Raw genomic sequence first — 20,745 nt, 5'->3', positions numbered from 1 at the left:
CCCTTTTTTATTTACAAAACAAGTCCTTTTTTTGTTATTTCCAAATGCGACACGTCTAAGTTTTGATTATTTAACCAATGCCCTGCCATTTGTTTAAATGAATTAGCATCCCCAGTAGTAAAATACTCGTCTGGTAAGCTTTTTTTACCACTATTATTTAACTGTAATTCATCCAACATTGCAGAAACATTTTCAACTGCAACGGCTCCAGAATTAACCAGACTAACCTGTGAACCCATAGCATTCTTAATTACATCCGCTAATAATGGGAAATGTGTACATCCTAATACTAAGGTATCGATATTTTTATCATTGAAAAATGCCAGTTTTTTAGTCACTACTTCTTGTGTAGTTACTGTTGCATATTGATTTGCTTCCACAATTTTCACAAATTCGGGACAAGCAAGTTGACTAGTTACAATATTTGGATTTTTAGCCTTTAAGCGATTCACATAAGCATTTGACTTAACCGTTCCCTCAGTAGCAATTATCCCAATATGTTTATTCACTGTTGCTTTTAATGCCCCTCTAACACCTGGTGCGATTACGCCAATCACCGGAATAGCCAATTTTTTCTGTAAACTAGGGAGTGCCGCTGCGGTTGCTGTATTGCAAGCAATTACTAACATTTTGATATTTTTAGTTAATAAAAACTTGACCATCTGCCATGTATATTCAATAACTTCATCAACTGGACGTGGACCATATGGCATTCGAGCAGTATCACCAACATAATATACAGTTTCATTCGGTAATTGGCGCAATGCTTCACGTACTACTGTTATGCCTCCAATTCCTGAATCAATAAATCCTATCGCTTGATTTACCATTTTATATCCCTGCCTAACTTACTTTCTTATTATTTATATTATACGTAAAGCATGAAATGTTATCAAATTTTGTCTTAAAACTTGAAAATAAGTTACAATTATTTAACTACCCTCTGAAATTTTCTCCAACTACCTTTAAATATTTATTTAAATAGTTAAATGATTAATTATTTATAACAAAGTTTCTTAAAAATTTGATAGAATAATTATATTAGACATTGGAGATATAGTACATGAATAATGATATTTATAAACAACTAGTGGCTAGTCCAAGTCAACCTAGTCCCTTTGCATTATCTGTTTTACGCGATAGTTTAATACCTGATATTTTACAAGAGGATACCGCAAGTATTTTATATTGGGCCGGTAAAAATTTAGCTCGTCAATATTCTCTATCTAATATGGATGATATTATTATTTTCTTTTTAAATGCCGGTTTTGGTGAATTAACTCTAACTAAACAAACTAATCATCAATTATCATGGAATTTAGCTGGTTCTTTTGTTGATAACCGATTTTTGGCAAGTAAGACACCTGATTTTAATCTTGAAGCAGGCTTTTTAGCCCAACAACTAGAACAAATGTTAGAAAAAGTTGCTGAAGCAAATTTTGTGATTAATAAGCGTAAACACATTATCACCATTAATGTTCAAGTTGAAGCAAAAACCGACCTAGCCATTAGTAATCTTGCTTAATTAGTATTTTTAATTATTACATAAAAAGGCATGACCAATTTATTTGAATTAGTCCTGCCTTTTTATGTGTGGAATTTTCTTACTTAAATCACTTTACGTTCAAAAGGATCAGTTGAAATACCACGTGACAAAATCAACTTAGCCCATTCTTTAGCACTAAACAAACTATGGTTTTTATAATTACCACAACTTTCAATTGTTGTCCCAGGAACATCCTCCCAAGTAACGGCTTGAGCTATTTCAGTCAATGCTCCCTTCAATGCTTTTGCAATCTCGGTATTATCCTGTTCACCCCAAGTAATTAAATGAAAACCAGTTTGACAACCAAATGGTGAACAATCAATTACTCCTGTTAATCTGGTGCGTAAAAGACCTGCTAATAAATGCTCAATTGTATGTAATCCAGCCATTCCAATTGCTTCTTCGTTCGGTTGTACTAAACGTAAATCAAAATTAGTGATCTTATCACCTAATGGTCCTTCTTCAATCGTTATTTTACGTACATAAGGTGCTTTAACAGCAGTATGATCTAATTGAAAACTTTCAACTTCTACTTGTGGCATATCTGATAATCCTCCTCAATTCTTTATCTCTCAATCATAGTAGATTTTCTATTAAAAAAGAAGACTTAAATGAAAAAAATTTAATTTTTCTAAAATTTACAGAAACGTTCGCGTCGGTTCTCAACTAACTCTTGCGATGATTGTTCCATTAATTGTGCTAATTCCGTTACAAGGGCTTGTTTTAACCATTCAAATAACCGTTCTACTTTTTTATGCTCGGGGACGATTTTCTCAATAATTCCCTTATTTAATAACTCAGCTGGTGTTAATCCCAGCAATTGGGCTGCTTCATCACTACGGCTAGCATCTTTCCATAAAATTGCTGCAAATCCTTCTGGTGACAATACCGAATATGTTGAGTGTTCAAACATCCAAACCTGGTCAGCAGTTGCAAGTGCCAATGCGCCACCTGATCCACCTTCACCATAAATAATTGCAATTATTGGTACTGTTAAACTCATACTTTGTAAAATACTTTCAGCAATCGCTTGTCCTTGCCCTAATTCTTCAGCTTCTTTCCCTGGATAAGCACCGGGTGTATTAATCAGCGTAATAATTGGTCGGTTAAATTTTGCTGCTTGTTGCATTAAGCGTTGGGCTTTTCGATAACCGCTAGGTAATGGTGACCCATTATGTTTTTGCACTTTTTCTTGAAATGTAATTCCTTTATCAATTGCAATAACTGTAACTGGTCTGCCAGCTAGGTATCCTAACCCACCAATAATGGCACAGTCATCATTATTTTGTCGATCACCATGTAATTCAAAAAAATCATCAACAATTCCATCAATTAATTGTTGCGCGGTGAATCGATCAACACGTGCTAGTTTAACAATTTGTTCAGGTGATAATTCTTTTTTAAAAATCTTCACGTCATTTTACCTCATTTAGTCTTACTAACAGTGCTAATTTTGTTGGTAATTCTGGTCTTTGGATAATTGCATCTAAAAATCCAGATGTTTGCAATAATTCAGCACGTTGAAAATCTGCTGGTAATTTTTCATGTAAAGTTTGTTCTATTACCCGCCGACCAGCAAATCCAATTAAAGCATGCGGTTCTGCCACAATAATATCCGCTTGCATCGCAAAACTAGCCATGACACCACCAGTTGTTGGATCCGTCAATACACTAATATACAACAGCCCTGCTTCACTGTGACGTGCAATAGCGGCTGATACTTTAGCCATCTGCATTAAAGAATTAATTCCCTCTTGCATGCGGGCACCACCTGAAGCCGTAAATAAAATTACTGGTAAATGTTGCTCAGTAGCTATATCAAATAATTTAGCAATTTTAGCACCAGTTTTAGCACCTAATGAACCCATGATAAAATATGAATCCATGATTCCTAATGCCACTTTTTGTTCATCAATTATGGCAATACCTGTCAAAACTGATTCATTAAGCTGAGTGGTTGTTTTGGCGCGTTGTAATTTATCTGCATAGCCCGGAAAATCAGTTTTTTCAACCATTATATCTTTATTAATTTCTGTAAAATTAGTTGTTAATAATGCTAAGCGATTACGCGCTTTTAACCGAAAACCATATTTACATTCAGGACAAACCTTTAATGTACCTAATTCGTTACGATAAATTGATTGATGACAAATTGGACAAGCGATCCACATACCATCAGGAATTTGTTCATTAATACTTTTACTATCACGTTGCGGTAACGTATGCTCTTTATTAAAGATTTTCATCATTAACCTCCCGTTTCCAAGTTGGCATGAAATGTTGTTCTAAATATTTCGTATTAAAAATGCCATTTTGTACGTGCTGATCTGCTAATAATGCTTGGTGAAACTTAATGTTAGTTTTGATACCTTGAATAATTAGTTCATCACTTAATCTTTGCAATCGTTCTAACGCTTCTTGTCGATTACGACCATGCGCAATGACTTTTCCAATCATTGAGTCATAAAAGGGTTGTACTTTAGCTCCCTGATACAAATCTGTATCAATTCTGACACCATTCCCCCCAACTGGCAGATATAAATAATCAATTTTACCAGCACTTGGTTTGAAATTGTATTCAGGTTCTTCTGCATTCAATCGAACTTCAATGGCATGACCGTTTATTTTAATATCATTCTGCGTTAGCATTAATTGTTCATTTGCTGCTATTTTAATTTGTAATGCTAATAAGTCCAAGTTAGTGACCATTTCTGTTACCGGATGCTCTACTTGAATTCGAGTATTCATTTCCATGAAATAGAAATTTTGATCGTGATCCATTAAAAATTCAATAGTCCCTGTTCCACAATAATCAAGTGCATCGGCTGCTTTCACTGCTAGCTCGCCTAAATAAGTGCGCTGTTTTACTGAAATTCCGACTGCTGGACTTTCTTCTAATACCTTTTGATTACTTCGTTGCAAAGAACAATTTCTTTCTGGTAAATACACCGCATTACCAAAATTATCCCGTAAAATTTGGACTTCAATATGCTCAACATCAGTTAAAACTTTTTCAAGATACATGGCTTTATTGCCAAAAGATTTTTGTGCTTCAGTTTGTGCCTCTAAAAATTTTTCATTCAAATCAGAAGCAGCATTAATCAGACGCATTCCCTTGCCACCACCACCAGCTGCTGCTTTTAATAGTACAGGATAGCCAACTTCATTAGCTACGCTTAATGCTTCATTAGCATCATGTAAAAATCCAATCGATCCTGGAATAACAGGAATTCCATTTTTTCGCATATATTCTCGAGCATTAGCTTTATTCCCCATCAAATTGATAGTTTTAGGTTTAGGGCCAATAAATGTTAAATTTAAATCTGCAACCATTTGCGCAAATAATGCATTTTCTGATAAAAAACCGTACCCCGGATAAATGGCCTCCGCCCCCGTAATTACTGCCGCACTCAAAATATTTTGCATGTTTAAATACGAATCGGCTGGTCGTGGACCACCGATGCAGATTGCTTCATCAGCTAGTTGTACATGTAAACTATCATGATCTACCGTTGAATATACCGCTACTGATGCAATATGCATTTCTCTTAGCACACGAACCATGCGGGTTGCAATATCCCCACGATTTGCAATTAAAACTTTTTTAAACATATTATAAATACCTTTCAGTTATCCAATCATAAAGGTTAATTGTGCATCAACTGCTTTTTTATCACCGATGTATGCAATTCCTTTTCCTGAACCAATATTACCACGAATTTTTTCCATTGTGACTTCTAATCGTAGTTGTGTTCCTGGCTGTGTCATTTTACGAAATTTAGCTGATTTAATACCACCAAAATAGACTGTTTTACCTTCAAATTCAGGTAAACTTAATAAAGCAACGGCACCTGTTTGTGCTAATGCTTCAATTACTAGCGCACCAGGTAAAACGGGATCACCAGGAAAGTGACCTTTAAAAATTTCTTCATTAATTGAAACATTTTTAAGTGCGGTTGCACTTTTACCAGGTTCTAAGCCAATCACTTGATCAATCATTAGCATTGGATAACGGTGTGGTAATATCTTTTGAATTGCTACTGTATCTAATAAAACTTCTGCCATTTTAAATTTCCTCCGGTTTAATAAAAATAGGTTGTCCGTTTCCGATCAACCCATCCATAATTTAAGCTGTTATAATCTTGAAGAGTGGTGTATCAAATTCAACAATTTCTTCATTACTAACTAAAATTTCTGTTAATTTGCCGGCCACGGGGCTTTTTATTTCAGTTAACATTTTCATTGCTTCAATGATAGCCACCGTTTGCCCTTTTTTGACGTTATCTCCTACCTCAACATATGGGCGAGCTCCTTCATTTGCTTGTAAGTAAACACTACCAACCAATGGGGCTTTAATCAACGTTGCTTGCTCATCATCCGTACTTGCTTCTAATGGGGGCTGCTCCATACTTGCTACATTAGTATTAGTAAAAGAAATTTCCTTAGCTACATGCTCATTACTTAATTCAGCACTTTCATTTTTACTTAATTTTAAATGAAAGTCACCATCGTCGATTATTAAATCACGAATACTACCATCTTCAAAATTTTTAATTAAATCTTTTAAATCTTGTAATTCCATTAATTATTCCACCGTTTAAATATTACAACTGCGTTATGTCCCCCAAAACCAAACGAATTAGACATTGCAATTTGTGCTGTGCGTTGCTTATTTTCTTCTGTAACAAGCGGAATTTTTACTTCAGGATCTATATTTTTTAATCCAACATTAACTGGTAATTGATGACCCATTAACGTCATTGTCGTAATTACCGCTTCAATACCTCCAGCTGCGCCCAATAAATGTCCAGTCATTGACTTGGTTGAACTAGTTAATACATGCTCTGTACCAAAAATTGTCTCAATAGCTTTGGCTTCAGCACTGTCATTAGCACCAGTTGCCGTTCCATGTGCATTAATGTAATCAACTTGTTTTGGTTCAATTGCGGCATCACGTAAAGCTTCTAAAATTGCTCTTTTAGCTCCTTGACCATTTGGTTCAGGTGATGTCATATGATAAGCATCAGTTGTAGCGCCAAAACCAATCATTTCACCTAAAATTTTAGCACCACGCTTTTTAGCATGTTCAAGTTCCTCTAAAACTAGAATACCAGCTCCCTCACCCATTACAAAACCATGACGCTCAGCATCAAATGGAATAGATGCTTCCTCAACCTTATCAGCACGTGATAAAGTACTTAACGCATCAAAACCAGCAATACCAATATTATTAATTGAAGCTTCCGCCCCACCAGTAATCATCGCATCAGCATGTCCTAGTCGGATTCGATTAAATGCATCACCTAAGGCATTAGTTGCGCTCGCACAAGCAGTTACCACAACCGTTGAAATATTTTGTGCTTTAAAACGTAATGCAACATTTCCGGCAGCCATATTAACAATTGACTGTGGTACAAACATTGGTGATACTCTTTGCATCCCTTTATCATTCATTTTAGTAACTTGTTCTTGAATAGTTGTCAGACCACCAATTCCTGAACCAAGAATTACGCCTAAGCGGGTACTATCAATATTATTTTCGTTCAACCCACTTTGATTATAGGCTTCAGTTGCTGCATGCACTGCATATTGTGAAAATAAATCCATGCGCTTAGCTTCTTTTTTACCAACATACTGACTAGGATCAAAATTTTTAACTTCACCAACAAAGTTAACATCAGTTGTATTATCGTTAAATTTTGTAATCGGACCAAATCCTAATTTACTAGCAAAAATTCCATCAGCAAATTCTTTAGCACTGTTTCCTAAAGGTGTAACAGCTCCAAGTCCTGTAATTACTACTCGTTTCATTTTCTTACCTCTATTCAATCATTCCACCATCAACAACAATTGTTTGATTTGTTATGTAGTCATTTTGTGCCAAAAAGATAGCTGTTTGAGCTACCTCACTTGGTTGCCCTAATCGTTTCAGTGGAATCCGTTCTAAAATATCTGCGCGAACTTTCTCACTCAAAACTGCCGTCATAGCTGTATCAATCATTCCTGGAGCAATGGCATTAACACGTACTCCACGCATAGCACCTTCTTTAGCTAATGATTTAGTTAAACCAATAATACCCGCTTTACTTGCTGCGTAATTAGCTTGACCAATATTTCCAGTAATACCAACCACACTACTAAGATTAATAATTAGGCCTTGACGTCGCTTCAGCATCCGCTTAAAAATAGGTTGAGTAATATTAAATGTTCCATTTAAGTTTGTTGCAATTAATTCAGCAAATTTAGCAGGCTTCATTCCCATCACTAAACTATCTGCCGTTATTCCTGCGTTATTTACTAAAATATCAATATCACCAACTTGATCATTAATAGCCTTTAATAGTTCAGCAACACTTACTTCACTTGTTATATCACCAGAGAAAAATATTGGCTGATATTTAAAATTATTGAAGATCTGCATAACTTCGCTACTTGGGGTATTCCGTCCATGTAAAATAACTTGCGCATCCAACTGACTAAACTGTTTCGCAATTTCCAGACCTATTCCCCGAGTAGATCCTGTTACTAGCACAACTTTATCTTTAATTTCCATTAGTAAATTCTCCTTGAACTTTAGCAAATGAACTTTGATTAAAAATACTGTAACGTTTAATATCTTTAGCTACTGTTTTTCTCGCAAATTTCGTTAAAGTACTATCTGGTCCAAATTCAATTAATTGATTAATATCTTGCGTATTAACACTATCTTCTAATGCTTGAGCAAAAAAGGTGGGACTAATTAACTGTTTAACCAGAGTGTCAGTAAGTGTATTGGCTTTAAAAGGTTGTTGTGTCGTATTACTATACACTGTAAACTTTGGTTCTTTAAATACTACTTTCTTAAGATAGTTATTAAACTCAGTTTGTGCACTTACTAATAATGGTGTATGGAAAGCACCTGCAACATTTAATTTAACGACCCGACAAAGCTTAAGTTCTTCTAAAATTAAAATAGCTTGTTCTAAATCACTAGGGACCCCACCAATTACTAATTGTTGTGAACTATTATAGTTAGCTGGATAAATGCTTAAACCCTGTGCTTGTAGTTCCCGTAATTTATGATTAATAGGTCGCAAGTCATCAGCAATAAGCGCAGCCATTGCTCCTTTAGTAGTTGCAACGGCTTCTTGCATTAATTTTCCACGCTTGGCAACTATTTTTAAGCCGGTTTCAAAATCAATACTTTCAGCAGCAATTAGCGCGGTATATTCACCCAAACTTAGCCCTAATCCCATCATGGGGGTTGGTATAAATTTTTGTGCCGATTTATATAAACCATAACTATGAGCAACAACAATTGGCTGCGTATATTTAGTAGTCTGTAGTGCTTGCTCATCGATCATTTTAAGTTGCATATCATAACCCAAGATTTGACTTGCTTGGTCAATAACTTGTCGATACTCAGATAATGTTTGATACAAATGCTGCACCATATTTATATTTTGGCCACCTTGGCCACCAAATAAGACTCCTGTTTGCATTTAAAACTCCTATAATTATTGCACAATCAACGATGTTGTCTGTGTCCAGATTTGTTCCAACACTTCACTAGCAGTTAATTCGTCATTAACTAAACCCGCAATTTCTCCAGCCATAAATGAACCGTGTTCAGGATCACCCTCTAGTACTGCTCGGCGTAGCGCACCGTTACCAATCTTTTCTAATGTTTCCATATCTGGTTGCGCTTTAACTGACTCAGCTTTTTCAAGTTTAATGAAGTTTTTAGCCATTCGATTTTTCAAGACTCGTGCGGCATGACCAAGATAGGCACCGGTAACTAGAGTATCAACATCTTTCGCTTTTAATACCGCATTTTTATAATTTTGATGAATACCTGACTCTTTAACTGTTAAAAAACGAGTTCCCATTTGCACACCAATTGCCCCTAACATTAACGCTGCCGCCACGCCGCGACCATCAGCAATTCCACCAGCTGCAATTACTGGAATCTTTAAGGCATCAACTACTTGTGGTACTAGTGCTAATGTCGTCAACTTACCTATATGTCCACCGGATTCGAGTCCCTCTGCAATTACCGCATCAACACCTATCCGTTCCATCATTTTAGCTAATCCAACTGAAGGAACTACTGGAATTACCTTAATATGCGCTTTATGTAAGCGTTCAACATACTGTGCAGGATTACCGGCACCAGTAGTAACTACCGCAACACCTTCTTCAATAATCACATCCAAAACATCCTCAACATGGCGATTAAGTAACATTACATTCACACCAAATGGTTTGTTCGTTATTTTTTTAGCAATTTTTATTTGTTCCCGTGTTTGCTCACCAGTAAAATGACCTGAACCAATAATACCAAGACCACCAGCTTTAGAAACCGCCGCAGCTAATTTCCCATCAGCCGCCCAAGCCATACCACCTTGAAATATTGGATACATCAACCCTAGTTCTTGATAAAACGGATGTAACTCCATTAACTTTTTACCCTCGTTTCCTCTAAAACTAGCTTTTTATTTAGCTGCCAATCTTTGGTTAATGATATTAACTAATTCTTGAACAGTATTAATGCCATCTTCAACCTCTAATTTGATATCAAATTCATCTTCAACTTGGTTCATTAATTCAAAGATATCTAAAGAATCAGATTCAATATCATTACGTAAATCAGTTGTTAATTTAATTTCAGTTACTTCTAAATCAAATTGGTCTGCCAAAATTGCTTGTACTTTTTCAAAAATTTGTGCTTCAGTCATAATATAAATTCCTCTTTTTTTCTGTTTTGTATTTAATATTTTATAATCATTGTGCCAACTGTTAAGCCGCCACCAAATCCAACCATTACAATCGTATCACCAATAGTAATTTCGTTGGCTTGAACTAACTCATCTAATAAAATTGGTATTGACGCTGCTGAAGTATTACCATACTTTGCCACATTTGTTGGGAATAACGTCTTTGCTAATCCTAACTCTTTAGCTAATTTCTCAATAATGCGGCCATTAGCTTGATGAATAACAAATTTATCAATATCATTTACTGTTAAATTTGCTCTTGCTAAAGCGCGTTTAATTGATTTTGGTACTTCTCTTGTTGCAAACGCATAAATATCGCGCCCTACCATCTCAAAGTAACCTGTTTGGGTATCATTTTTATCACTAAATATGTTTTCATTCAAGCGATACCCAGCTTTTAAAGAATTACTTTTTTCGCCAAGTGTAACTAAATCTTCAGCCAATACCTGTTGGTTTCCTTCAGCCTGGCCTTGAATTAAAACACCACCAGCTCCATCACCAAATAAAACTGCTGTCGTTCGATCTTGCCAATCTACTAATTTTGATAATACTTCTGCGCCCACTACGATGCCATATTGACTGGGTTTACTTAACATTCGATTAGCGATACTCAGCGCATAAGTAAAGCCCGAGCAAGCAGCATTAACGTCAAAAGCAAACGCATTACTAGCCTGCAATGCACCTTGGACCTGTGCTGCCACACTAGGTGTTGTGTAATCAGGTGACATTGTTGCTACAATGATAAAACTAATTTGTTCAGCAGACACGTTACTTTTGATTAATAAAGTCTGTGCTACTTTAATTGCTAAATCACTTGTATTTTCACTAGTAACAATATGTCTATTCTCAATACCTGTTCGTGTTTTTATCCACTCATCACTCGTATCCATATACATTGTTAAATCGTCATTATTAACAACTCTTTTAGGAATATAATGCGCAGTTTCTTTTATTACCATTCTAATCATTTATCATTCAACCTTATTACTCATATGTAATTTTTCTAAAAAATCATTCAAATTGTCGACTGCTTGTAAAATAATTTCAACTTCAATATCTGAAAGACCCCTTAGTAAAAATTCACACATTTTTAAGTGAAAGTTTTTATGAGCCGTGTAAATTTCTGCACCTTTAACAGTTAACGCTAATTTAACTAAACGACGGTCACTTGTACTTTGTAACCTTATTACATATTCATTTTTTACTAATTTGTCAATAACACTTGTCATTGAACTAGGAGTCAATTGCATTAATTGTGCAACCTGTGAAACCGTCTTATTACGGCCCAACGAAATTGCGTCAATCGCATGTATATCACGTAAATTCAAATTACTAGATAATTCAAATTTCAATTCCTTTTCTTCAATTGATCTGACATCATTAAAAATCTGTACTAATTTTGTATTAAGTGTCTTAATTTGATTGTCCATTAATTTACCTTTTTTGTGAAATACACCTTGTCTAGTTAGTTTGTGGTGCCACAATAAACATCAACTCTGCACTTGTTGCCACTTTTCCATCAACAATCGCCTTTGTGGCAACCACGCCCATATTAGCACGCTGTTTTATAAATTCAACGTGTAATTTTAAGACATCACCAGGTCGAACCATTTTTCTAAATTTAGCATTTGTAATACCACCTAGATAAGCCGTTTTACCTTGAAAATCAGGCGACGATAAAATTAAAATCGATGCTGCTTGTGCTAACGATTCGATAATTAACACGCCTGGCATAACCGGGTTCCCGGGAAAATGACCTTGAAAAAACTGCTCATTAATTGTGACATTCTTTGTTGCCACAATTGATTTACCAGGAACCATTTCATCAACGTAGTCCATATATAAGATTGGATAACGATTTGGAATAAGTTCCATAATTTCTTGCGCATTTAAAACTGGCAAAAGCTCGACCTCCAAATTTATTTCGAATATCAAATTATTCGATACCCAAAGGATATAATACACGTTATTAATTGTCAACGGTATTAACTATATTTTTTTGTTGCTTACTTTAAGTAAAAACCACTAAAACTTATACGGCCGCAGTTTAAACTCAATTCCAATAAGTAAATTTTTTTAACAAGTTTAAACGATATTCCTAAAAAGCATTAAAAAAAGTAATTAATATCTCGCTGAATAATATAAAAAAAGTCAATTTATCGGTTCAATTAATTCATTACAGTTAGTATCATTACATATCTGATATTAAAAAAAGGTCAGGACTTTTATTTATCCCGAACCCTTCAAAAATTGTGTTTAAACTACGCTTAGTCATCTATTTTTGACCATAGTGCGCAGCAGCTGCGCCTAAATTAAATCTTTGCCAATTAACATTCTTAAAGCCAACTGCTTCCATACTATCTGCTAATTCTTGATAACTCATAAACTTTTTTGTTGTTTCTTGTAAATAATTATACTCTGATTTTTGCTTTGTTAATACTTTACCAAATAAAGGCATAATTTTACCAAAATAAAACCGCCAAAATGGGACTACTAACTTATTATCTGGTTGGGATGTTTCTAAAATAATTACTTTTCCGCCTGGTTTTAAAATACGATACATTTCACGTAAACCACCTAGTTTATCTGGTAAATTACGTAACCCAAAACCAATTGTTACATAATCAAAAGTATTATCTTCATATGGGGTATGTAAGGCATCCCCTTGAACTAACGTAATATTATCTAACCCACTTGCAGTCACTTTTTTTTGAGCAACATCTAACATATTTTGACTAAAATCAAGCCCTATTACATGGCCTTTACTCCCTACTGCCTTGCCATGCATAATCGTCCAATCAGCAGTGCCACAACATAAGTCTAAAACATAACTATTTAATTTAATGGCTTCATGTTGAGCAACTTTTTTGCGCCATTGCCAATGCGTTCTTAAGCTAATGACATTGTTCATTTGATCATAGTTTGGTGCAATTTCATCAAAAATTTCCTTTGGTGTTAATTTTTCTTTCCCCACTAATTCTCTCCTAAAATTATTAATTTAGTCCTTAACAAGGTCTATTTTATCTTCTTGAACGGTATTAAATAATTCAACAAAGGCTACCATTTGTTCCCGTGTTGCATATTTTTGAACATAGTCGCTAGAGCCCTTAAATAATTTGGTCACTGCATCTTCTACTTGTGGTTTTTGTTGATCTTTGAAATTTTTAAGTAACTTTTTCTTAGAATTTTTCATGCGCTTATTTTATTTTAATCTCCTCAACATCGTTACGGTTATTAAACATTTCAATTAATGCAAGCATTTCTTCTTTATTTGCATAATCTCTAATGAATTTTTTCATTGTCCTTTTGGCCATTTCGCGACTGTCTTCGTCACGCTTTTTTTGGGAAAACTTAACATTATTATACTTTTGTCGTTCATCAATTTGATACATTAGCTATCTCCTAGTTTATTTCTTAAATTATTGTACATTAAATAAGTAAAGATACCAACCCATGTCCACTTAACCCATAAATTTAATTATTAATTAATCACGATTAACCGCTAATTTATTATTATTAAATCATCATTTACTAAAAGCTCAATTGACACTATTATCATGGTCGCTTAGAATGAAAATTATAAATTCAATGTTAATGAGGAGATTTGTAATGTTTAATAGCCTTAAACGCTTTTTTAGTAAGTCCCAAACTCAAGTGTATCTTACCCTAATCTTTTTAATGGTGATTTTATACTTAGTCCGTAGCTTTTTAACAACGATTCTCTTAATTACAATTTTTTCTTATTTTGGAGTGCACGGTTCGCGGGTAATTAAACGTTTTACAAAAATACCATACTTACTCTCGGTAATATTTTTTTATATTCTTGTTATATTTGGAGTAGTAATGATTTTTCGTTTCGTTATCCCGGTATTTACTAATGAGGGGCAACATCTCTACGATGCAATTGTCACTGGCCTAAAGGAATACCCCCAAGTTGATCAATATCTTGGTCACTACGTTGATAAACTTAATATGTGGGATAAAATTTCAACTAACTGGCAAAAAATTGTACTCAATGGGTTAACAGCTATTACTACTGTTAGTGATATAGTTATGAAAGTTGCACTGTCATTTTTTCTCAGTTTAATTTTCACATTAACCTTACCTAAATTAAAAAATTTTGGCCATCAATTTGAGCAATCTGATTTTCCTAAATTTTTTAAAATTATCTATGAGTTAGGCACCAAATTTATTTATATTCTTGGTCAAATTATCGAAGTACAATTAGTCATTGATTTTATCAATACTATCCTAATGATGATTGGCCTAACAGTGTTAGGAATGCCAAGTGCGTTTGTTCTGGGATTAATGGTTTTTATTTTTGGTTTAATTCCCGTCGCTGGTGTCCTTATTTCAAGTATTCCATTAGCCTTAATCGCACTTTCAATGGGGGGGCTTAAAACAATGCTTGAACTAATTATTTTAATTATCGTTATTCATGCCTTTGAAGCCTATGTATTACATCCTAAATTAATGTCTTCTCGTGCCGATTTACCCATTTTTGTCACATTTACTACTTTAATTATTATGGAACATATTTTAGGTACTTGGGGATTAATAGTTGGTGTCCCAATTGTGGCGTTCTTAATGGATCTCATGGAAATTCATCATTTTGATAAAAATTGGCATCAAACTAAGGATAACAATCTAGATAATAGTAATAACACAAATTAATTAAATATCTAAATCGTTTAATTTTCATTTAATCATCCTTCGGTATAGTTAATCTATTCAGTTAATCAATTAGCTTTTGGAGGATTACCCAAGTTTGGTTAAGGGGCTTATAATTATTTATAAGTAGGTCAAGTTAAGTTGATGCGGAAGTTCAAATCTTTCATCCTCCTTATGTGCACCATCATAGCAAAAACAATAAACAAACTAATTTAGTAGTTTGTTGCTAGTACGCAAAAAGGGTCGAATTTTTACAAATTCGACCCTTTTTGCGTACTTATCTATTAGCGTAATTATACCCAACTGAATGAACATTTTTTTACTTAATTCTGTAAATATGCTTGTAAACTTGTTACTAATTTATCCCCTTCCTCATCGCTTAATGTAACTCCTTTTCCCATTCGTTCATGACTTGGGGACCATGAACGAATATCTAATTTGGGTAGATGTTCATTCCATGATACTAAGTTTAGCTCAACCGTCCAACCATGCTCTGTTGTTGATAATGTAGCAATGTGTTTCGTAATTTCATATTTAATATCTACCATTTTGGACTTCCTTTATTAACATTTTAGTGAATAACTTGTTAAATAATAAACAAACCTTTGGCTAGGATAACTGATTAATTAACATATTACTCTTAATAATATATTACGAAGTACTTCTAGCCATAAACAATTTTGCTAACATCTTTAATTACTCTATTCAAAATGCACCTAGAATTTTAATTAAAAAAAGCCAAAATATATTACTGTGTCGGTACCACTACTATTTGGTTTGTAATTCTGCAATAATTGTTGTATTAAAAGCCGGTAAATCATCCGGTGTTCGACTAGTAATAATTTTATACTTTTCATCAACAACCACCGGTTCATCACTAACCTTGGCTCCTGCATATGCTAAATCAGGTCGCACTGTCGTATAAGCCGTTAATTTTAAGTCACTAGTTAAACCAGTTTGAATAAATAATTGTGGTCCGTGACAAATTGCAAATATCGGTTTGTCACTTTTGATAAAATCTTTGACTAAATCAACATACCGCTTGTCGGCCCGTAACTGATCTGGTGAAAAACCACCCGGAATTAACAATGCATCATAGTCCGCGATTTTAGTATCATCAATTCCTTGATCAACTTTAAATTCCGTACCATTTTTCCCTTTAATTATCTTATTAGCTGTATTTTCGATAATATCAACAGTGTGTCCGGCTTGTTCTAAAGCTACTTTCGGTGAACTTAATTCAATGTCTTCTACGTAATTTGTCACGATTGATGCTATTTTAGCCATATAAACTGCCTCCAATTAATTGATACCTTAATTGTATCTAACTTAAGCGATCTTTTCTAATAACTTGCTTATCATCTAACCAATTTTAAGTATAAAAAAAGCATCCCAAAGGATGCTTTTTTTATTAACGGCGTGCTTCTTTAATACGAGCAGCTTTACCGTGTAATGCGCGTAAGTAGTATAACTTAGCACGACGTACACGACCGTGACGAATTACTTCAATTTTATCAACTCGTGGTGAATGTAATGGGAAAGTACGTTCAACGCCCACACCGTTTGAGATTTTACGAACAGTGTAAGTTGCTTGAATTCCAGTACCCTTACGTTTGATAACAACACCTTCAAAGATTTGCACACGTTCACGAGTACCTTCAACGATACGAGCATGTACACGGACACTATCACCAGCGCGAAATTCTGGAAGGTCGGCACGTAATTGATCTTTTGTAACTAATTCTAGCAATTGGTTTTGCTTCATAATATATTTCTCCTGTTTTCGAAATTGTTACCTACTCTAGGCAGCGCAATATCGTTAATATATCGGCTAACAGCCAGAATTAATAATACAACATATTATCCTTAGACGCAACTAATTTATTTACACTTAATACTAATCATTTTTTCACTTAACAACTCGTACTAGATCCCGGGCAACTAAACATTCGCCAATTTGAATTGCATTCCATGCGGCACCTTTAAGTAAATTATCTGCAACAACCCACATATGAAATGCACCTTTTTCTTCTTGGTCAGCACGGACACGCCCAACAAATGTTTCTCTATGTCCTACTGCTGATAAAGGTGTTGGATAGGTTTGTGTTGTCGGATCATCAATTAATTCTAACCCATCCCCATTCGCAATTACTTTTTGAATATCTTCAACATTAATTTCTTCATTACCAGTTTCAAAATACACCGTTTCGCCATGCCCAATTTCAACTGGGACCCGGACACATGTAGCAGTTACCTTTAATGTCGTATCATTCATATCACCAACCATAATCTTCTTAGTTTCATGAATCATTTTCCACTCTTCATGCGTATACCCATCATCTTCAAAAACATCAATTTGCGGTAATAAATTAAATGCTAATGGAAAATGCCGCTTCTCTCCTTTAACAGGCAACATTTCTGTCGTAACTGTCTGCTTAGCTAACATTTGTTTTGCTTGCATGTTTAATTCATTCAATGCACTTTGCCCGGCTCCACTTGCTGCTTGATATGTTGAAACAATAATTCTATTTAAGCCAAATTTTCGTCTAATTGGGTTTAAAGCGACAACCATTTGAATAGTTGAACAATTAGGATTAGCAATAATACCATGATGCCAAGCCAAATCATCAGGATTAACTTCTGGTACAACTAGTGGTACTCGTGGCTCCATTCTAAAAGCACTAGTATTATCAACACAGACTGCTCCTCGTTTAACAGCTTCTGGCAATAATTTTTTGGAAACGCTCCCACCAGCTGATGAAAAGACTAAATCAATATTATCAAAACTAGCCGGTGTGGCTTCTTCAATCACAATAGCAGTCCCATTAAAGTATCGCTTTTGACCAACGGATTTTTTAGATGCTAATAGTTTTAGCTTCTTAACCGGTATATTTGATTGAGCTAATTGTTCAATCATTCTAGTTCCGACTGCACCTGTGGCACCTAAAATTGCTACATTGTATTCTCGCATTTGCTAATCTCCTTTAATTATTTAATATAAATTTTTCAATACGTTTGATGGCTTCTTCTAATTTTTTTTGACTCGCCGCATATGATAATCTAACAAATCCCTCACCACCAGGACCAAAAACAGAGCCTGGTACTAAAGCAACATGCCCTTTTTTAGCTAAATCCAGAGCAAATTTAAAATCGTCTGTTTGATAATTAGCAGGAATCTTAATAAACAAGTAAAAAGCACCCTTGGGTAGCAAATAACTTAGCCCTAAATTATCTAGCGCTTCCATAAGATAATTACGTCTTTGTAAGTAAGATTGTTTCATTTTTTCACTATCAATATCGCCTGCTAAAAATGCAGTCGTAGCTGCAGCCATTGAACTATTAACTGGTGTCGTGATAGTAAACTGATGCATCTTTGTAATTTCTGTAATTAACTCAGCTGGGCCAGCTATTAAGCCAATGCGATAGCCAGTCATTGCGAATGCTTTTGAAGCACCATTAATTAAAATTGTCTGATTTGGTAGATATTTAGCAATTGAAGTATGTTTATGATCATATGTTAATTCACTATAAATTTCATCTGTTAAAACAAAAACATCCTTTTCCTTAAGAACACTACTAATCTCCGATAATTGTGGTTCAGTGTATGTTACCCCTGTTGGATTACTAGGAAAATTAAGCACCACCAATTTAATTTGTGGATGTTTAGCTAATTCCTGTGCCAATCTATTAGCTGTCAGTATAAAATTATCAGTTGCTGTATTTACTAAAACTGGAATTCCTCCATAGGTTTTAACAATTGCTTCATACAAGGGAAACGTCGGTGTTGGTATCAAAACTTCATCACCAGGATTAATTGTTGTAGCAATTGTTGCGGCCAATGCCTCTGTCGCTCCAATCGTTACGATTATTTCGTTTAATGCATCATATGTTAAGTGATACTTACGTTGTAAAAAAGCCTTAATTGCGTTTCTTAGCGCAGTGGTTCCGCGCGAAGCTGCATAATGTGAGTCATTCTCCTTGATTGACGTGATAGCAGCATTTTTTATTATTTCCGGAACATCAAAATCAGGTTCTCCTAACGTTAACTTTAAAATATCTGGTATATTTGATACTTGTTCGTCAAAAGCTCTTATGGCTGATGGTCTAATCGCCAAGAGTTTTTCATTAGTCTTTTTTGAGAGACTGGCTTTTAATTTTGGCATTATCTTTCCTCTAAATATTTATTCTAAAATATTTTCTAACCCAGTTACAAATTGATTAATATGCATTATTTTGCGAATTGCTAGTGCGACACCTGGCATAAACGAACTTCGATCAAACGAATCTTGCCTTATTGTCAGTGCCTCACCTATGCCACCAAATAAAATTTCCTGATGAGCGATATAGCCTGGCAATCGTACTGAATGAATTGGAATTTCCTTATCTCCTGCTAACTGTGTTGCCGTGTACTTAGCTGTTCCAGATGGTGCATCGACCTTCCGAGCATTATGTAGTTCAATTATTTCAACTTCTGGAAAATATTGAACAGCTTGTTTTGCTAATTTGATCATGAGAACAGCTGATAAACTAAAGTTTGGCACAAGTAATGCGCCAAGTTTCTGTTGATTAGCTATTTTTTGTAAACTACTAATTTGTTCAGGTTGTAAGCCAGTCGTTCCAATAACTGGACGAATACCCTTTTCTAAAGCAGTTAAACTATTTTGATAAACACTTGTTGGTAAACTAAAATCAATCCAAACATCAGCAACTTTTTTGGGAATTGCTGCTAGTTCATTATAAACCTTTACCGATAAAGCATTTGTTTGTGCATGTGGTGCATACCCTGCGACTAATTCAAAATCGTCACTTTTATTAATTAAATCTAAAACTTGCCTACCCATTTTACCTTCAAACCCGGCCACAATTACTTTTATCATACTAATTATCTCCTGCTAATACTTGATGAAGTTGAGCTAATTCAACCGTATTCAACGGTAAGATTGGTAAACGAACACTTCCTGTTTCGAACCCTTGTTCATTTAACAATGCCTTAACTGGTGCAGGGGATGGATACATAAATAAAGCATTCATCCGTGGTGTTAAAAATCTTTGCAATGTCCCTGCTTTAGTAATATTACCAGTTGCCAATGCTTGGTACATTTGATAGATTTCATCGCCATAAATGTGGCTTGCAACTGATATAACCCCACGAGCACCGATCGTTTTGGCTACCAAGGCCTGAGCATCTTCACCCGTATAAACCGCAAAATTACTTGGTGCATGCTCAACTAAATACGCTAAATCATCAATTGTAGTACATTGTTTGACTCCCATTATATTTGGGTGCGTTGCTAATGTTAAAACTGTTTGATTAGTCATAGTAGTCCCTGTTCGCCCTGGAATATTATAAATAATTACTGGTAACTCAATTTGTTCAGCAACTGCCGTAAAGTGCGCAATCATCCCCTTTTGATTAGGCTTATTATAGTAAGGAACTACAACTAGGGCCCCATCAATACCTGGAATTGAACTAACTTTTTCCCCAAAGTCAATCGTAGTCGCAGTATTATTACTACCAATCCCTGCAATCACTGGTACTCGGCCTGCCACAATTTCTGCAAATCTACGATATAACTCTAGTTTTTCACTTTCGCTTAAGGTCGGTGCTTCACCGGTTGTGCCTCCTACCACAAATCCTTGACTACCATGTAATAGGAGATGATTAATTAACTTGTCCAACGCTTGATAGTTAATTAATCCTTCGTCATCAAATGGCGTTACAATTGCCGTAATAATTGATGCATTTTTTAAATTTGTCATTTATATTCTCCT

Annotated in this window: 27 protein-coding genes and 1 pseudogene; 3 read left to right on the top strand and 25 right to left on the bottom strand. The window is 34.9% G+C overall.

The genetic code is table 11. The features are described from left to right. Positions 1 to 11 precede the first annotated feature (11 nt). Complete coding sequence (racE, locus tag JOC59_RS01130; RefSeq protein ID WP_205142958.1) at positions 12 to 830, bottom strand: glutamate racemase; 819 nt, start codon at positions 828 to 830, stop codon at positions 12 to 14. 233 nt (positions 831 to 1,063) lie between these two features. Between racE and JOC59_RS01125 the strand changes: the two genes are divergently transcribed. Further along, positions 1,064 to 1,525, top strand: a complete 462-nt coding sequence (locus JOC59_RS01125; protein WP_205142957.1) for a YslB family protein — start codon at positions 1,064 to 1,066, stop codon at positions 1,523 to 1,525. Between the two features lie 83 nt (positions 1,526 to 1,608). On the opposite strand, the gene JOC59_RS01120 is transcribed toward JOC59_RS01125, so the two are convergent. The 17 genes from JOC59_RS01120 to JOC59_RS01040 form a co-directional block, all read right to left on the bottom strand. Next, a complete protein-coding gene (locus tag JOC59_RS01120) occupies positions 1,609 to 2,088 on the bottom strand; it encodes an S-ribosylhomocysteine lyase (protein WP_205142956.1) in 480 nt (159 codons plus the stop codon). A gap of 89 nt (positions 2,089 to 2,177) precedes the next feature. After that, positions 2,178 to 2,960, bottom strand: a complete 783-nt coding sequence (gene accA / locus JOC59_RS01115; RefSeq protein WP_205142955.1) for a carboxyltransferase subunit alpha — start codon at positions 2,958 to 2,960, stop codon at positions 2,178 to 2,180. 1 nt (position 2,961) lies between these two features. Continuing rightward, positions 2,962 to 3,792 carry an acetyl-CoA carboxylase carboxyltransferase subunit beta gene (locus tag JOC59_RS01110; protein WP_205142954.1) on the bottom strand — a complete coding sequence of 277 codons (831 nt, stop codon included), beginning with the start codon at positions 3,790 to 3,792 and terminating at the stop codon, positions 2,962 to 2,964. Beyond that, positions 3,779 to 5,158, bottom strand: coding sequence for an acetyl-CoA carboxylase biotin carboxylase subunit (locus JOC59_RS01105; RefSeq protein WP_205142953.1), 1,380 nt, complete (start codon positions 5,156 to 5,158; stop codon positions 3,779 to 3,781). Before JOC59_RS01105 ends, JOC59_RS01110 begins: the two co-directional genes overlap by 14 nt. Before the next feature lie 18 nt (positions 5,159 to 5,176). Beyond that, positions 5,177 to 5,611, bottom strand: coding sequence for a 3-hydroxyacyl-ACP dehydratase FabZ (gene fabZ, locus JOC59_RS01100; RefSeq protein ID WP_205142952.1), 435 nt, complete (start codon positions 5,609 to 5,611; stop codon positions 5,177 to 5,179). A gap of 61 nt (positions 5,612 to 5,672) precedes the next feature. Beyond that, positions 5,673 to 6,128 (bottom strand): acetyl-CoA carboxylase biotin carboxyl carrier protein, encoded by a 456-nt coding sequence (gene accB, locus JOC59_RS01095; RefSeq protein WP_205142951.1) that lies wholly within the window; start codon positions 6,126 to 6,128, stop codon positions 5,673 to 5,675. Continuing rightward, on the bottom strand, positions 6,128 to 7,357 hold the full coding sequence (fabF, locus tag JOC59_RS01090) for a beta-ketoacyl-ACP synthase II (RefSeq protein ID WP_205142950.1): 1,230 nt from the start codon (positions 7,355 to 7,357) through the stop codon (positions 6,128 to 6,130). The genes accB and fabF overlap by 1 nt, the downstream gene beginning before the upstream one ends. A 10-nt stretch (positions 7,358 to 7,367) precedes the next feature. After that, complete coding sequence (locus JOC59_RS01085; protein ID WP_205142949.1) at positions 7,368 to 8,099, bottom strand: 3-oxoacyl-ACP reductase family protein; 732 nt, start codon at positions 8,097 to 8,099, stop codon at positions 7,368 to 7,370. After that, positions 8,089 to 9,027 carry an ACP S-malonyltransferase gene (locus JOC59_RS01080; RefSeq protein ID WP_205142948.1) on the bottom strand — a complete coding sequence of 313 codons (939 nt, stop codon included), beginning with the start codon at positions 9,025 to 9,027 and terminating at the stop codon, positions 8,089 to 8,091. Before JOC59_RS01080 ends, JOC59_RS01085 begins: the two co-directional genes overlap by 11 nt. Before the next feature lie 15 nt (positions 9,028 to 9,042). Then, positions 9,043 to 9,984, bottom strand: coding sequence for a nitronate monooxygenase (locus tag JOC59_RS01075; protein WP_205142947.1), 942 nt, complete (start codon positions 9,982 to 9,984; stop codon positions 9,043 to 9,045). 36 nt (positions 9,985 to 10,020) lie between these two features. Continuing rightward, a complete protein-coding gene (locus tag JOC59_RS01070; protein ID WP_205142946.1) occupies positions 10,021 to 10,263 on the bottom strand; it encodes an acyl carrier protein in 243 nt (80 codons plus the stop codon). A gap of 32 nt (positions 10,264 to 10,295) precedes the next feature. Continuing rightward, a complete protein-coding gene (locus JOC59_RS01065; protein WP_205142945.1) occupies positions 10,296 to 11,270 on the bottom strand; it encodes a beta-ketoacyl-ACP synthase III in 975 nt (324 codons plus the stop codon). A 3-nt stretch (positions 11,271 to 11,273) separates the two neighbouring features. Beyond that, positions 11,274 to 11,732, bottom strand: a complete 459-nt coding sequence (locus JOC59_RS01060) for a MarR family winged helix-turn-helix transcriptional regulator (protein WP_205142944.1) — start codon at positions 11,730 to 11,732, stop codon at positions 11,274 to 11,276. Positions 11,733 to 11,763: 31 nt separating this feature from the next. After that, positions 11,764 to 12,204 carry a 3-hydroxyacyl-ACP dehydratase FabZ gene (gene fabZ / locus JOC59_RS01055; RefSeq protein ID WP_205142943.1) on the bottom strand — a complete coding sequence of 147 codons (441 nt, stop codon included), beginning with the start codon at positions 12,202 to 12,204 and terminating at the stop codon, positions 11,764 to 11,766. Between the two features lie 373 nt (positions 12,205 to 12,577). Next, a complete protein-coding gene (locus JOC59_RS01050; RefSeq protein WP_250966284.1) occupies positions 12,578 to 13,276 on the bottom strand; it encodes a demethylmenaquinone methyltransferase in 699 nt (232 codons plus the stop codon). 24 nt (positions 13,277 to 13,300) lie between these two features. Further along, positions 13,301 to 13,495 carry a hypothetical protein gene (locus tag JOC59_RS01045; protein ID WP_205142942.1) on the bottom strand — a complete coding sequence of 65 codons (195 nt, stop codon included), beginning with the start codon at positions 13,493 to 13,495 and terminating at the stop codon, positions 13,301 to 13,303. Between the two features lie 4 nt (positions 13,496 to 13,499). Next, positions 13,500 to 13,694, bottom strand: a complete 195-nt coding sequence (locus tag JOC59_RS01040) for a hypothetical protein (protein WP_205142941.1) — start codon at positions 13,692 to 13,694, stop codon at positions 13,500 to 13,502. Positions 13,695 to 13,872: 178 nt separating this feature from the next. Here JOC59_RS01040 and JOC59_RS01035 point away from each other — a divergent pair, with 178 nt between their 5' ends. After that, on the top strand, positions 13,873 to 14,976 hold the full coding sequence (locus JOC59_RS01035) for an AI-2E family transporter (RefSeq protein WP_338090185.1): 1,104 nt from the start codon (positions 13,873 to 13,875) through the stop codon (positions 14,974 to 14,976). Positions 14,977 to 15,054: 78 nt separating this feature from the next. After that, positions 15,055 to 15,146 (top strand): annotated as a pseudogene (locus JOC59_RS01030). Between the two features lie 150 nt (positions 15,147 to 15,296). Here JOC59_RS01030 and JOC59_RS01025 read toward each other — a convergent pair. The 7 genes from JOC59_RS01025 to dapA all read right to left on the bottom strand — a co-directional run bounded on the left by JOC59_RS01025 (position 15,297) and on the right by dapA (position 20,733). Continuing rightward, the gene (locus tag JOC59_RS01025; RefSeq protein ID WP_205142939.1) at positions 15,297 to 15,521 is read right to left on the bottom strand and encodes a YdbC family protein; all 225 of its coding nucleotides are present in this window, start codon (positions 15,519 to 15,521) and stop codon (positions 15,297 to 15,299) included. A gap of 220 nt (positions 15,522 to 15,741) precedes the next feature. Beyond that, positions 15,742 to 16,260 carry a type 1 glutamine amidotransferase domain-containing protein gene (locus JOC59_RS01020; protein WP_205142938.1) on the bottom strand — a complete coding sequence of 173 codons (519 nt, stop codon included), beginning with the start codon at positions 16,258 to 16,260 and terminating at the stop codon, positions 15,742 to 15,744. Between the two features lie 124 nt (positions 16,261 to 16,384). Further along, positions 16,385 to 16,738 (bottom strand): 50S ribosomal protein L19, encoded by a 354-nt coding sequence (gene rplS / locus JOC59_RS01015; RefSeq protein WP_205142937.1) that lies wholly within the window; start codon positions 16,736 to 16,738, stop codon positions 16,385 to 16,387. A gap of 144 nt (positions 16,739 to 16,882) precedes the next feature. Continuing rightward, positions 16,883 to 17,944, bottom strand: coding sequence for an aspartate-semialdehyde dehydrogenase (locus JOC59_RS01010; RefSeq protein WP_205142936.1), 1,062 nt, complete (start codon positions 17,942 to 17,944; stop codon positions 16,883 to 16,885). 13 nt (positions 17,945 to 17,957) lie between these two features. Next, positions 17,958 to 19,136 carry an aminotransferase class I/II-fold pyridoxal phosphate-dependent enzyme gene (locus JOC59_RS01005; protein WP_205142935.1) on the bottom strand — a complete coding sequence of 393 codons (1,179 nt, stop codon included), beginning with the start codon at positions 19,134 to 19,136 and terminating at the stop codon, positions 17,958 to 17,960. Positions 19,137 to 19,154: 18 nt separating this feature from the next. Then, on the bottom strand, positions 19,155 to 19,850 hold the full coding sequence (dapB, locus tag JOC59_RS01000; protein WP_205142934.1) for a 4-hydroxy-tetrahydrodipicolinate reductase: 696 nt from the start codon (positions 19,848 to 19,850) through the stop codon (positions 19,155 to 19,157). 1 nt (position 19,851) lies between these two features. Beyond that, positions 19,852 to 20,733 carry a 4-hydroxy-tetrahydrodipicolinate synthase gene (gene dapA / locus JOC59_RS00995; protein WP_205142933.1) on the bottom strand — a complete coding sequence of 294 codons (882 nt, stop codon included), beginning with the start codon at positions 20,731 to 20,733 and terminating at the stop codon, positions 19,852 to 19,854. Positions 20,734 to 20,745: the final 12 nt, after the last annotated feature.

The organism is Periweissella beninensis, assembly GCF_016908275.1.
In the GTDB taxonomy this organism is placed as follows: Bacteria; Bacillota; Bacilli; order Lactobacillales; family Lactobacillaceae; genus Periweissella; species Periweissella beninensis.
The sequence above is the reverse complement of the archived record's forward strand: the minus strand, read 5'-3'. Positions and strand labels throughout refer to the sequence as shown.